The 12,879-nt window shown below is 68.1% G+C and carries 13 protein-coding genes; 10 read left to right on the top strand and 3 right to left on the bottom strand.

The genetic code is table 11. The annotated features are described in order from the left end of the window. The first annotated feature begins 3 nt into the window (after positions 1 to 3). From ASF75_RS06755 to ASF75_RS06745, 3 genes are all read left to right on the top strand, one after another. Positions 4 to 1,053 (top strand): methionine synthase, encoded by a 1,050-nt coding sequence (locus ASF75_RS06755; RefSeq protein WP_056069923.1) that lies wholly within the window; start codon positions 4 to 6, stop codon positions 1,051 to 1,053. Between the two features lie 235 nt (positions 1,054 to 1,288). Then, entirely contained in the window at positions 1,289 to 1,726 is a 438-nt protein-coding gene (locus ASF75_RS06750) for a hypothetical protein (RefSeq protein WP_156463816.1), read from the top strand. Positions 1,727 to 2,145: 419 nt separating this feature from the next. Continuing rightward, positions 2,146 to 3,381, top strand: a complete 1,236-nt coding sequence (locus tag ASF75_RS06745; RefSeq protein ID WP_056069917.1) for an acyl-CoA dehydrogenase family protein — start codon at positions 2,146 to 2,148, stop codon at positions 3,379 to 3,381. A gap of 136 nt (positions 3,382 to 3,517) precedes the next feature. On the opposite strand, the gene ASF75_RS06740 is transcribed toward ASF75_RS06745, so the two are convergent. Next, on the bottom strand, positions 3,518 to 3,979 hold the full coding sequence (locus tag ASF75_RS06740; protein WP_156463815.1) for a hypothetical protein: 462 nt from the start codon (positions 3,977 to 3,979) through the stop codon (positions 3,518 to 3,520). 129 nt (positions 3,980 to 4,108) lie between these two features. Here ASF75_RS06740 and ASF75_RS06735 point away from each other — a divergent pair, with 129 nt between their 5' ends. Further along, positions 4,109 to 4,882: an SGNH/GDSL hydrolase family protein gene (locus tag ASF75_RS06735; protein WP_056069910.1), complete on the top strand. Its 774-nt coding sequence runs from the start codon at positions 4,109 to 4,111 to the stop codon at positions 4,880 to 4,882. Between the two features lie 142 nt (positions 4,883 to 5,024). Here the strand turns inward: ASF75_RS06735 and ASF75_RS06730 are convergent, their stop codons facing one another. Both ASF75_RS06730 and ASF75_RS06725 read right to left on the bottom strand, forming a co-directional pair. Continuing rightward, complete coding sequence (locus ASF75_RS06730; protein ID WP_156463814.1) at positions 5,025 to 5,489, bottom strand: hypothetical protein; 465 nt, start codon at positions 5,487 to 5,489, stop codon at positions 5,025 to 5,027. A 224-nt stretch (positions 5,490 to 5,713) separates the two neighbouring features. Further along, positions 5,714 to 6,766: a LacI family DNA-binding transcriptional regulator gene (locus ASF75_RS06725; protein ID WP_031259559.1), complete on the bottom strand. Its 1,053-nt coding sequence runs from the start codon at positions 6,764 to 6,766 to the stop codon at positions 5,714 to 5,716. A gap of 187 nt (positions 6,767 to 6,953) precedes the next feature. Here ASF75_RS06725 and ASF75_RS06720 point away from each other — a divergent pair, with 187 nt between their 5' ends. The 6 genes from ASF75_RS06720 (at position 6,954) to ASF75_RS06695 (ending at position 12,875) form a co-directional block, all read left to right on the top strand. After that, positions 6,954 to 8,009 carry a hypothetical protein gene (locus ASF75_RS06720; RefSeq protein WP_056069904.1) on the top strand — a complete coding sequence of 352 codons (1,056 nt, stop codon included), beginning with the start codon at positions 6,954 to 6,956 and terminating at the stop codon, positions 8,007 to 8,009. Positions 8,010 to 8,053: 44 nt separating this feature from the next. Next, positions 8,054 to 9,379: an extracellular solute-binding protein gene (locus ASF75_RS06715; RefSeq protein ID WP_056069901.1), complete on the top strand. Its 1,326-nt coding sequence runs from the start codon at positions 8,054 to 8,056 to the stop codon at positions 9,377 to 9,379. 73 nt (positions 9,380 to 9,452) lie between these two features. After that, complete coding sequence (locus tag ASF75_RS06710) at positions 9,453 to 10,439, top strand: carbohydrate ABC transporter permease (RefSeq protein ID WP_056069898.1); 987 nt, start codon at positions 9,453 to 9,455, stop codon at positions 10,437 to 10,439. Next, on the top strand, positions 10,436 to 11,287 hold the full coding sequence (locus ASF75_RS06705) for a carbohydrate ABC transporter permease (protein WP_017886893.1): 852 nt from the start codon (positions 10,436 to 10,438) through the stop codon (positions 11,285 to 11,287). The genes ASF75_RS06710 and ASF75_RS06705 overlap by 4 nt, the downstream gene beginning before the upstream one ends. A gap of 317 nt (positions 11,288 to 11,604) precedes the next feature. Further along, positions 11,605 to 12,582 carry a hypothetical protein gene (locus ASF75_RS06700; RefSeq protein WP_056069895.1) on the top strand — a complete coding sequence of 326 codons (978 nt, stop codon included), beginning with the start codon at positions 11,605 to 11,607 and terminating at the stop codon, positions 12,580 to 12,582. Further along, positions 12,582 to 12,875 (top strand): hypothetical protein, encoded by a 294-nt coding sequence (locus tag ASF75_RS06695; RefSeq protein ID WP_056069892.1) that lies wholly within the window; start codon positions 12,582 to 12,584, stop codon positions 12,873 to 12,875. The genes ASF75_RS06700 and ASF75_RS06695 overlap by 1 nt, the downstream gene beginning before the upstream one ends. Positions 12,876 to 12,879: the final 4 nt, after the last annotated feature.

Here is a 12,879-nt window from a genome sequence, read left to right as displayed (position 1 = left end):
CCCATGCGTTCTCTCCTCCCCACCTCGATCGTCGGCAGCCTGCCGAAACCGTCCTGGCTCGCCGAGCCCGAACGGCTCTGGTCCCCCTGGGAGCTGCAGGGTGCGGCACTGACCGAGGGCAAGCAGGACGCCCTCCGGTCCGCCGTCCACGAGCAGGAACGCCGCGGCATCGACATCGTCAGCGACGGTGAGCAGACCCGCCAGCACTTCGTCACGACGTTCATCGAGCACCTGGACGGCGTCGACCTGGAGCGCAAGGAGACCGTCCGCATCCGCGACCGCTACGACGCGGCCGTCCCGACCGTCGTCGGTGCCGTGAGCCGCCGGGCGCCGGTCTTCGTCGAGGACGCGAAGTTCCTGCGGGCTCAGACCGATCGCCCCATCAAGTGGGCGCTCCCCGGCCCGATGACGATGATCGACACGCTGTCCGACCAGCACTACAAGAGCCGCGAGAAGCTGGCGTGGGAGTTCGCCACGATCCTCAACCAAGAGGCCCGGGAACTGCAGGATGCCGGCGTCGACATCATCCAGTTCGACGAGCCCGCCTTCACCGTCTTCCACGACGAGGTGCAGGACTGGGGCGTGGCCGCGCTCGAGCGCGCAGCCGAGGGCCTGCGCGCCGAGACCGTCGTGCACATCTGTTACGGCTACGGCATCGAGGCGAACAACAAGTGGAAGGAGACCCTCGGCGCGGAGTGGCGGCAGTACGAGCAGTCCTTCCCGCTGCTGCAGCAGTCGTCGATCGACATCGTCTCGCTCGAGTGCATCCACTCGCACGTTCCGCTTGAACTCGTCGAGCTGATCCGCGGCAAGAAGGTCATGCTCGGGGCGATCGACGTGGCGACCGAGACCGTGGAGACCCCGGAAGAGGTCGCGGAGGTCCTGCGTCGAGCGCTCGAGTTCGTCGATGCCGACAAGCTCATCCCGAGCTCCAACTGCGGGATGGCGCCCCTGGCGCGGGGTGCGGCGCTGGACAAGCTCGGTGCGCTGTCCGCTGGTGCGGACATCGTACGGGCTGAGCTCGTCGGCACGGCGGTCCCGTCGGCGCGCTGACCGCTGCGAGACACCACGGCGGCTCTCTTCCGGAAGGAGGAGAGCCGCCGTTCGTGTTGCGTCCGCCGCGTGGGCGGCTTTCGGTCCGGCCTGGAGGCGCGGCTGCGGTTGCGCCGACGAGGCACGTTGGCACCGGGGTGCCGACCACGACAGGGCGTCTCTCCGTCACCATCGGCGCTCGGGTCCTGACCGCCCACCAGGGGGACGGCGTCTGCGAAGCGTCAGACTCGGGGCGTTGACTACGTTCATGATCACCAAGGGCGTCATCCACAAGGTCGAGAGTGCGACTGTCCGCGATCGCAACGGGGTATCAGTGGGCAAGGTCGTGCAGGTGTTCCCCTCCGACGAGGACGGCAGTGCGGCCTACGTCTGTGTCGCGACCGGACTGCTCGGGCGTCACCAGGCGCTCGTCCCCGCCGACGACGCCACGTTCGACGGCACGGACGTGCACGTCGGGTACACGAAGGACGCGATCAAGGGCGCGCCGTCCCTCGGAGCCGGACGCACCTTGTCCCCCGCCGAGGCGAACGCCGTCCGCGGACACTTCGGGCTGTCCCGCACCGGCGCTGCGACCGGCGACATGGGCGACCCACACGAGAACCTCGACCAGGCCGGGACAGGTCTTGCGGGCGCGGACGACACCGAAGGCGCAGGGACGACACCGCCGGCCTGAACGTCACCGGGGTGAACGACGCCGGGACCGAGGCCCTCGCCCACACCCGGCCAGGCAGTGGCCAGTCCGTTGACGGGTGCTTGCTCCCTCGTTGATGCGCGCTGCGCTGAGGGCGGCATAGGCGGGTCCCTCTGAGGAGCATGCCCGTTGTCGTCCAACGTCGGCTCCCCAGCCATCACACCCGCACGGAACCGCGAAGGGGGCTGCTGCGAACGCACACGGCGTCGCAGCGTGGTCACGCGTCATGGGAAGTCACCCTCCGACACACATCGACACACCCCTTCTCGCGGGCGTTCGGCGATGCCACAGTCTCGCGATGGCGCACATCTGGTCGGGCTGTCCGCCCACACCGGACGAATCGACACCACACGGCGCCACACCACGCGACAGGTAGCAACCCAGAGCACGAAGGAGTCCTCGTGACCATCAGCAACCAGACCGCCGACCGCACGATCGACGAGGGCGCCGACGACGAGCTCCTCGCCCGCTTCCGTCCGATCTTCGACCGCATCGCTGCCGGCGCCTCTGAGCGCGAACGCGACCACCGCCTCCCGTTCGACGAGATCCGCGAACTGGCCGCCGCCGGATTCGGCGCCGTCCGCGTCCCCGTCGCCCGCGGCGGAGCCGGGGCGACCCTGCCCCAGCTGTTCCGCCTGCTGACCGAACTCGCCGCTGCTGACAGCAACATCCCCCAGGCGCTCCGCGGTCACTTCGCGCTGGTGGAAGACCGGCTGGTCGCCCGGTCCGGGGAACGCGAAGGGTGGCTGGACCGCTTCGGCCGCGGTGAGATCGCCGGCAACTCGTGGACCGAGGTCGGGTCAGTGCAGGTCGGCGATGTGGTCACGAAGGTGACCCCGCAGCCGGACGGGACGTTCCGGATCACCGGCCAGAAGTACTACTCGACCGGCAGCATCTTCGCCGACTGGATCGACACCTACGCTGAGCGCACGGACACCGGCGAGCGGGTCATCGCGATCGTCGACGCGCACCAGCCCGGGGTCACGCACACCGATGACTGGGACGGGTTCGGGCAGCGCACCACCGGCTCCGGCACCAGCACCTTCGACGACGCCGTCGTGCAGGCCGACGCGGTGATCCCCTTCGACGAGCGGTTCAAGTACCAGACGGCGTTCTACCAGGGCGTGCTGTTGAGCGTCCTCGCCGGGTCCGTCCTCGCAGCCGAACGGGAGATCGCGCGCGAGGTCCGCAACCGCACCCGCGTCTTCTCACACGGCAACGCCGACACGTTCGCGGCAGACCCGCAGATCCTGCAGGTCGTCGGTGAGGTGTCGGCGGCCGGGTTCGCCGCCACCGCGATCGTCGACCGGGCCGCCGCAGCCCTGCAGGAAGCGTACGAGGGAGCGGGGCTCGACACCGCCGAGGACGAGCGCCGCAACGACCGCGCCGAACTCGCGACCGCGCAGGCGCAGGTTGCGCTGACCACGCTGGCGACGACGGCGACGTCGCACCTGTTCGACGCGCTCGCGGCGTCCGGGGTGAGCACGACGAAGAACCTCGACCGGCACTGGCGGAACGCCCGCACCGCTGGCAGCCACAACCCGTGGGTGTTCAAGGCGCGGATCATCGGCGACCACGCGGTCAACGGTGCCGAACCGCCCCGCGTCTGGGCGATCGGTGCGACCCGCACCTCGTGACGCCTGCACCGGAAGCTGGCCGCGTGAGTGCACGCGATCTCGTGACAGACGACGGACGGGAGGCGCGGTGCCAGCTGGCACCGCGCCTCCCGTCCGGTACACGGTCGCGAACACACGACGGTGGCGTCGCCACCTTCTACATGTCGGCGATGAGACGGAGCGTGTAGCCGTCTGGCACCGTCTGGTGTTCGACGTAGTGCATGAACACCGGCGCAGCCTGGTCAGCCGTGAACAGCTCGGCAGGATGCCGGGGCTCGTGCGCCGCCTGCACGTCGATGGTCTCCGTGAGCGGTTCGGTGAGATCGTGGGCACGGCCGATGATGTAGAAGCGGTACTCCCCGTCGTCCTCGCGGCGGCGCAGCTCCACGCTCATCTTCTCGGCGGTGCCACCGGCCTGCAGGTAGGAGTTGCCGTACTGCTCCTCAGTCTTGTCGGGGTTGAACATCCAGTCGGCGTCGTCGGGACACCACCAGAGCCTCCACGCGAAGTGCTCGTCGTTGTCGAGGAGTCCCAGCATGCGGCGGACCTGGTCGGGCATCGGCCGGAAGGTGTCCCGCAGGATGCTGCTGATGCTGCTGTTGGTCTCTTCGATGATCATGTGCCGCTTCACTCGTTGCGCTGACCGAGGTGATCTGGATTCGTTCTCCGTTCAGTGTGGCCGACGCGGGATGGTCATTGTTGAACGAACGCTCCGGCAACGAGGTGCTCCCGGTGACACGCTGGTCCCATGTCCCCCTCCAAGGTCATCGCAGCACTCGGGAGTTCCTTCGCAGCCGGCCCTGGCATCGAGCCGATCGTCGACGCCAGCGCCGTGCGGTCCGCGAAGAACTACGCGCACCAGCTCGCCGGACGCCTCTCGGCGGAACTCGTCGATCTCACCGTCTCGGGCGCGACGACGGCGAATGTCCTCGACACCCCGCAGCAAGCCTTGTCCGGTGTCGTCTACCCGCCGCAGGTCGACGGCGTTCCGGCCGATGCCGACGTGGTCACCGTGACCGCCGGCGGCAACGACCTGCAGTTCGCCGGTGCGATGTTCTCCGTGGCGTTGCGCCGGACGGCACCGGAATCTCCCATGGTCGCCACGCTCAGCACCATGTTGCCGGACGACATCCCCGCACCGACCGACGAGGCCGTCGAAGCGGCGACAGCGGGACTCGTGCAGGTCGTCGAGAAGGCCCGCGAGAAGGCACCACGTGCGCGGATCATGCTTGTCGACTACCTCACGGTGGTGGACGGCGACTCGCTCGAGCACACGCCGTTCGACCAGGACGAGCTGGATCAGTTCCTGGTCATACAGACGGCGATCCGCAAGGTCTTCCGCGACGCGGCATCGAGGACCGGCGCCGAACTCGTCCTCGCCTCGGCGCTGAGCGAGGGCCACGCGCTCGGCTCAGCGAAGCCCTGGATCCAGCCGTTCCACCTGGACATGTCCTCGTTGCACCCCAACGAGGCCGGCATGACCGCCATCGCCGCGGAGCTGGAGCGCACGCTCAACGCGTAGGCCTCCACCGGTCACATCAGCCCACCTCAAGCACCCCGTGGACAGCGCTCGTGGGCAGTCGGAAGTCTTTGGCACCGGCGAGAACACGTCGAGACTCCACGCGCTCGCGCGACACATGACGGACGGGAGGCGTCACCATCTTCTACATGTCGGCGACGAGACGGAGCGCGTAGCCGTCGGGGACCGTCTGGTGTTCGACGTAGTGCATGAACACCGGCGCCGCCTGATCGGCCGTGAACAGCTCGGCTGGATGCCGGGGCTCGTGCGCCGCCTGCACGTCGATGGTCTCCGTGAGCGGTTCGGTGAGATCGTGGTCACGGCCGACGATGGAGAAGCGGTACTCGCCGTCGTCCGCACGGCGGCGTAGCTCCACGGTCATCTTCTCCGCGGTGCCACCGGCCTGCAGGTACGAGTCGCCGTACTCGTCGATGACCGCCTGCGGGCCGGCGCGCCAGGTCTGGTCGTCGATCGGCGCGGAGAAGACGAGCCACGCGAAGTGGTCGTCGTTGTCGAGAAGGCCGAGGCTACGTCGCACCTGGTCCGGGAGCGGTCGGAACGTGTCGTTCAGCACACTGCTGACCGACCCGTTGGTTTTCGTGATGATCAAGGCGGGCTCCTCCACGTGCTCGTCGGCGACAGAGGTGATCGTGATCCGCGCTCCTCTGAGCGTGGCACACGTGGGTTCGTCGGGGCATCACACCCCCCCCTGGTCCGACGTTGGCAGCTCGCGGTTCGGCGCTCGCCGAACGGACCATGGCGTCGACGAACGAGATGCCCGCTCGGCCCAGGCTGCGACCGCACGTCCCGAGCCGCGGACCGTCGCTGGACGACTCAGTGGGGCCTGTCGAACGATTTGAGCTCCTGCGGGACTGCGGACACCGAACCGCGTACCCGGATCGGCATCGGGACGAGCTGTTCACCGACGGTCAAGTCCGGGTCAAGGAGGATGCGGACCGCCAGGGCCCCCATCTCCTCGTACGGCAGCGCCGCGGTGGTCAGGGTCGGTTCGAGGTACAACGCGATGTCGTCGTCGTCGAAGGAAACGACTGAGACGTCCTCGGAGACCCGGAGTCCCGCTTCGGTCAGGGCGCGGTAGACACCGAAGGCGAGCCGGTCGTTCAGGGCGATCACCGCTCCAGGGCGACGGCCGCTGGCGAGCAGGCCCCGCATGGCTTCGTAGCCGTGGTCGGGATCCCACTCGGGCATGTCGATCTCACTGATCGGCACGACGTCGTGGGCCGCGAGGGCCGCCGATATCCCGGCGAGGCGCCGTTCGATCGCGCGGGTGGTCCAAGCCGGGCGGACGGACCGATCGCGGCCGATGATGACGACGTCCTCGGTGTGGCCGGCGTCGAGCAGGAGCCGCACGATCGACTCGCCGCCGGCGTGCTCATCGGCGAGGACGGTGGCGGTCGGACGGGATGCGACTGCGTTGAGCATGACGACGGGGATGTCCGCGTTGATCTCAGGGAGTTCGACGGCGTGCGGTCGGATCGAAGCGTAGATGAGCCCGTCCACCTGGTGGTCGACGAGCACACCGAACGACGAGACGATCCCGGCCTGCTGGTCCTCGGTCTCGGTGATGAAGAGGACGTATCCCTGGCGCTTCGCCTCGGCGAGGGCGCCGCGGATCATGCCCGACCCGAACCGGTCAGTCGTGATGGCCTCGGAGACGAGTCCGATGACACCGGACCGGCGAGTGGTGAGTGACCGTGCGGTGAGGTTCGGTCGGTAACCGAGTTCACCCGCTGCGGCACGGATGCGGGCTGCGGCGTCGACGGAAACGCGCGATGCCGGGTGGGAGTTGAGCACCTGCGAGACGGCTGCCTTGGACAGCCCGACGCGAGCGGCGACGTCGGAGAGCGTCACTCGACGGGCGCTCATCTCGACCTCGTCGTCATTGTTCGCACCTCTCCAGCATACGGGCTTGACAGACCGTGGTGAACCGGTACACCATACGTGATTAACCGGTTCACCATGGCGGTGGACCCCTCGATGATGAGTGGTGGAACCCCGTGCACGACCTTCCCTCGACCGACGGCCAACGCCGCTTCCGGGCAACGGTGCTCCCGTGCTGAGGCTCCCCGACCACTGGGTGTGGGACTTCTGGTTCGCCGACGACGGCGACCGCCACCACGTGTTCTTCCTCCACGCACCGCGGTCACTCGGCGACGAGCACCGTCGACACCGTGCAGCCCGCATCGGTCATGCCGTCTCCGACGACCTCGTCGACTGGGCGATCCTGGACGGACCGTTCGGGCCCGGTCCCGACGACGCGTTCGACGGGACGACGACCTGGACCGGGAGCGTCGTGCGCGGCCAGGACGACCGCTGGCGGATGTTCTACACCGGCACACGGTTCCTCGAGGACGAGCCCGTCCACACCAACATCGAGACGGTCGGGGTCGCCGTGTCCGACGACCTCGTCACCTGGCAGAAGCTGCCCGGCCCTGTGACGCGCTCCGACCCCCGCTGGTACGAGACCCTCGGCAACGACCCCGACGTCGACGGCGCACTCTTCCCGGAAGAGGCCTGGCGCGACCCGTGGGTCCACGAGGACCCCTCTGGCGGCCTCTGGCACATGCTCGTCACCGCCCGCTCCACCGAGGGAGCGCTCGACGACCGCGGAGTCATCGGACACGCGACGTCCACCGACCTCGAGCGCTGGGAGGTACAGCCACCGCTGACCTCACCCGGATCGGGCTTCGTCCACCTCGAGGTACCGCAGGTCGTGCAGGTCGACGGCGCCTGGTTCCTGGTGTTCTCCTGCCCCGCTGACGCCCTCAGCACGGCCAATCCACGCGCCGACGAGACACCGGGCACCTGGTCGGTCCCGATCGACGGGCCCTTCGGTCCGTTCGACGTGACGGATGCCGAGCCGCTGACCGACGTGACGTGCTACTCGGGCCGGATCGTCCGTCGTCGCGACGGCTCACCCGTCCTGATGACCTTCGCGAACGGCCGCGCCGGAGAACCCCTGCCCGGCTTCCTGCACGACCCGGTCGACGTGCACGTCGTCGACGGTCGGCTGGCCCTCCGTCCAGCGACGCCCACGGCCCAGACCCAGACCCAGACCCAGACCCAGACCCAACCCTGCCCCGCCGGCAGCGGTACGGCCGCTCCCTGAGCGCCGTCCCACCGACCGACACCCGATCCCACTCAAGGAGAACCATGCACACCACGTCCCTCGTCCGCCGGACAGGAACGGTCATCGCCCTCGCCGCGGTCGCCGCTGCTGCCCTCACCGGCTGCTCCTCCGGCTCCGCTTCCAGCAGTGCTGCTGGCAGCGGGACCGGCAGCATCGTCGTCTGGGGCCACCAAGGCCAGGACTCCGAGGTCGCGGCCATCCAGAACGCCGTCAAGGGCTTCAACGCGTCGCAGAAGAAGGTGAAGGCGACCCTGAAGCTCATCTCCGGCGACACCTACACCAGCACCGTGACGAACACCCCGACGAACAAGTTGCCGGATGTGCTCGAGATCGACGGCCCGACGCTCGCGAGCTACGTCTACAACGGCAAGCTCACTCCGCTCAGCGACTACGTGTCGAAGTCCACCGTCAGCAACGCCACGAGCGGCTCGATCGCCGAGGGTACCGACGACGGCAAGCTCTACGGCCTCGCGCAGTACAGCTCGGCGATGGGCCTCTACGGCAACAAGAAGCTCCTCAAGGCCGCCGGTGTTCAGCTCCCGACTTCGCCGTCCACTGCGTGGACGCCGGAACAGTTCTCGGCGGCGCTGAAGAAGCTCGCCGCGGCGAACTCCTCAGGGAAAGCGCTCGACCTCACCGAAGCGTCGCTGAACGCCGAGTGGGGCACGTACGGCTTCTCGCCGATGGTCCAGTCTGCCGGGGGCAACCTCGTCCAGGGTGACAAGGCCACCGGTGTGCTGAACTCCGCCGCCTCGGTCAAGGCCCTCGAGGACATCGCGTCCTGGAAGCCCTACGTCGACGCGAACACGGACGGCAACGCCTTCCAGAACGGCCGCGTCGCGCTGAGCCTCAGCGGACACTGGAACTACCCGGCCTACTCGAAGGCGGTCGGCAGCAACCTCGTGGCCCTGCCGCTGCCGAACTTCGGCAAGGGTGAGAAGGTCGGCGCCGGGTCCTGGACCTGGGGCATGAGCTCGGCCACCAAGAACGGCAAGGCCGCAGGTGCCTTCATGGACTACCTGCTCAACGACACCAGCGTCAAGGCGATCACGGACGCGAACGGTGCTCCGGCAGCGACGAAGTCCGTGTTCGACAAGCAGGCCGACTACCAGCCCGGTGGTGCCCTCGCCCTCTGGGGGCAACAGCTCGAGCAGTCCTGCCCCGCCACGGCGATCACGGACTCCTGTATCGCGGTCTACCGACCGGTGACCCCGGGCTACCCGGTCATCACCTCGAAGTTCGCCAGTGCGCTCTCCGCGGTCTGGGGCGGCGCCGACGCGAAGGAGCAGCTGACCACCGCGGCGCAGTCCATCGACCAGGCCTTCTCCGACAGCAACGACTACAAGTGATCGGCGGTGGAGACGTCGGCCTGCCCGACGTCTCCACCGGCACCGCCCCCGAACAGGACGACCAGGAGCACCAGTGACCAGCACGACCAGTCCCCAGTCGGATGCCCCGCCGACGCCATCCAGGGCGCGGGAGCGCCGCGCTCCCCGACAACTGCGCAAGCAGCGGAGCGGCGCCTTCGCCGGTCCGCTGATGGCCCTCCCCGCGATGAGCGGCATCGTCCTGTTCATCGCGGTACCCTTCGTCGCCGCGATCGGGCTGTCGTTCTTCAACGTCCAGATCGGGTCGCCGCGTCCGCCGACGTTCCTCGGGTTCACGCAGTACGTGCGCCTCTTCACCGACCCCGTCGAGGCACCGCAGTTCTTCCGCGCCCTCGGCAACAACCTCTTCTTCGCCGCGGTCGTCATCCCGGTGCAGACCGGGCTGGCGCTCGTGTTCGCCGTCCTGCTCAACCAGCAGCTCAAGGGCATCAAGTTCTTCCGCACGTTCTTCTTCATGCCCGTCGTCTTCCCCATGGCGCTCGTCGCCGTCATCTGGCGCGTCATCCTCGACCGCAGCGGGGACGGCCTGCTGAACAGCGCGGTCGAGACCGTGACCGGCGGGACCGTCGGCGCGCACAACTGGCTCGGCTCCGGCAACACGGCGATGCTCTCCGTCATCGTCCTGTCGGTCTGGCAGGGCGTCGGCTTCCAGATGGTGATCATCCTCGCGGCGTTGCAGGAGATCCCCGAGGAGCGCTACGAGGCCGCACGACTCGACCGAGCGAACGTCTTCCAGCAGTTCCGCTACATCACCGTGCCCGGCGTCCGGAACACCCTGATCTTCGTCGTGCTGCTCACGACGATCTTCGCCTTCCGGGTCTACGACCAGGTGTACATCCTGATCACCACCGCCGGCGGGAACGAGAACGCCCTCCGCACGGTCCTGTACCAGGCGACGAACGCGATCCTCGCCGAGAACAGCGTCGGCCAGGCTGCCGCCATCTCGGTGGTCCTCTTCCTGATCATCGTCGTCATCACCCTCGTCCAGCGAGCCGTCCTGCGCCAGAGGAGCGAAAGTTGAGCACCATCCGACCCACCCGCAAGCGACTCTCGAAGGCCGGCTCCTACGCCATCCTCATCGTGATGTCGGCGGTCATGTTCTCGCCGATCTACTACCTGCTGATCGGCAGCTTCAAGCCGAGCTCCGAGGTCCTCGACGGCTTCACCGGCTTCCTCCCCATCCACCTGTCGCTCCAGAACTACCTCGGGGTCTTCAAAGCCCTCGACTCGGACGCGACGGGGTACTTCTGGCGGTTCATGGGCAACTCCGTCGCCATCTCGCTGGTCATCGTGCTCGGCGGGCTCGTCGTGAACTCGATGGCGGGCTACTCCTTCGCGCGCCTGCAGTGGCGCGGCAAGAACGCGGTGTTCGTCATCGTCGTCCTGCTGATCATCGTGCCGTTCGAGTCCGTCGCGGTCCCGCTGCTGTTCCTGCTGAACGGCCAGCGCGACACCCTGTTCGTGCAGATGATCCCGTTCGTGGCGAACGCGTTCTCGATCTTCTTGTTCTACACGTTCTTCCTCAACCTGCCGAAGAGCATCGAGGAGGCCGCGCGCCTGGACGGTCTCGGGGCATTCGGCACGTTCGCCCGGGTCGTCGTCCCGAACGCCAGACCGGTCTTCGCGACCGTGGCCATCCTCACGTTCCTCAGCTCGTGGGGGTCGTACCTCTGGCCGTCGATCGTGACGTCCGATCCGACCGCCCGCCCGCTCCCGCTCGAGATGAGCGTGTTCTCCGGCCAGACGCCGGTCGACTGGGGACAGACGTTCGCCTTCGGGACCCTGCTGGTGCTGCCGGTCCTGATCGTCTTCCTCGCGTTCCAGCGGTTCTTCATCCAGAGTGTCGCCGGTTCGGCCGTCAAGGGATGACGCTCGCCTGCTTGAGTCGAGGTGGAACCGGTCGGTCGCAGACGCCCCTTCCGAGCTGAACCTCGACGGGGGTGCCAGCAAGCCTCTCGGGCGGCGGGGCCGGTGAACGAAGGACGCCCCGCCGGCCGAAGCTGATGCGCAGCACGCCTACTTGGCCATGGTTGGCCACATGGATCTGAGGCGCTTCGGGGCACCGCGCCGATCCGCGTTGAGTCCGAAGCAGCAGGACGCTTGGCCATATGCCACATCCAGTCGTAAAGGCTTCAAGCGCTCGTTGTCGGACAGCTCGTTCAGCGCATTCGGCGTGACGTGAGACGTTGCAGGAGGGCACGTCTCCCCTATGCCGCCAGATCTTTCTGGCGTCGCATCGCGAGTATGCGGACACTGCGCCGGAGCCCCTCCGTGCGTTCGACCGGCTCCGGTTCGATGACGGCCGGTCCGGGTTCCTGGCGACCCCGAACCCAACCGCGACCATCAACGATGACGGCACACCGGCCGAACGGACCGAGGACCTCATCGTCATCCCCGGCGGGTCGGAAGGCGGTGTGCTCTCGCTCGCCCGCCGCTACCCGGACCTGGTGGTCGTGAACGGGAAACGGCAACGCGTCTGGGCCGACGGCAAGCAGGTGCACGGGTCGTCGATGGAGCGGGACGCAACATCGCGATGGCGGACCGTGTTCGCCATCGCCCGCACCATCGCCCTCCACGGCGGCGGCACCCGAGCGATCGCGGACCGCATCGGCATCCCACTCGACGACGTGCGTGCAGCGATGCCAGCGCTCGGCACGCACGTGTTCCACACGCCGATCGGGTGGGAAGCAGCCGACCAGGCCGCCCTCTGCGACTGGGCGCTGGCGGCGTACCCGGGGTACGGCGGAATCAGGACCTGCTGGCGCCGCGACACCACCATCGACGCGCAAGCAGACCAGCTCATCAGCCTCGGCGGGGTGATGTCGGACCGGTGGGCGGCGCATCAATCCGGCGTCATCGTCCCGCCGAACCGGCTAACGGCATTCTTCGCCCAGCACCCCGACATGCAAGCGCTCGGCTACGAGCCCGCGACAGTAAACGAGGCGACGGTGTCGGTCGTCATCCCGCAGGACACCACCGTCCTGACCAGCGCTGAAGGGTGCTGCACGGATGACTTCATCACCGCCCATGTCCTCTACGAAGACAGTTGGGTGGCCGCGAACACGGATGCGGTGAACGGGTTACGGCAGCTGCTGCACTTCCAAGCGGACCTCGCCCACGACCTCCGCTGGCACCCCAACAGCGGTGAGGGCGGGGTGGGCTGATGCTGCAGCTGCAGCTGCAGCTGCAGCTGCTGTCGCTGACGCTGGCGTACGACGACGCCCGCTTTTTCGGGTCTGTCATGTTCACCGACCCCGATCACCCGGACGACGAGCCGGCGACGGTCCTCATCGACCACGCCGACGAATCGCCCTGGTTCCGGCTCACGAACGTCGACCCGACGGCGCAAGATCCTGCGGTGTCGGCGATGGTCGAGGCGGACCGCATCATGCGGTTCCTCCTCCGCTACACACCCGACCGCATCGGCCGCACCCCCGCCGACTTCCCCCAGCCCTGACCCG

The sequence above is a fragment of the Curtobacterium sp. Leaf154 genome, from assembly GCF_001424595.1.
Classification (GTDB): Bacteria; Actinomycetota; Actinomycetes; order Actinomycetales; family Microbacteriaceae; genus Curtobacterium; species Curtobacterium poinsettiae.
Note: the sequence above shows the minus strand (reverse complement) of the source record. Positions and strands in the feature narration are given on the sequence as shown.

Coding starts and splice junctions, on each gene's coding strand:
- ASF75_RS06755 (WP_056069923.1), top strand. CDS start 4: ATGCGTTCTCTCCTCCCCACCTCGATCGTCGGCAGCCTGCCGAAACCG.
- ASF75_RS06740 (WP_156463815.1), bottom strand. CDS start 3,979: ATGATCATCGAAGAGACCAACAGCAGCATCAGCAGCATCCTGCGGGAC.
- ASF75_RS06735 (WP_056069910.1), top strand. CDS start 4,109: ATGTCCCCCTCCAAGGTCATCGCAGCACTCGGGAGTTCCTTCGCAGCC.
- ASF75_RS06725 (WP_031259559.1), bottom strand. CDS start 6,766: ATGAGCGCCCGTCGAGTGACGCTCTCCGACGTCGCCGCTCGCGTCGGG.
- ASF75_RS06715 (WP_056069901.1), top strand. CDS start 8,054: ATGCACACCACGTCCCTCGTCCGCCGGACAGGAACGGTCATCGCCCTC.
- ASF75_RS06695 (WP_056069892.1), top strand. CDS start 12,582: ATGCTGCAGCTGCAGCTGCAGCTGCAGCTGCTGTCGCTGACGCTGGCG.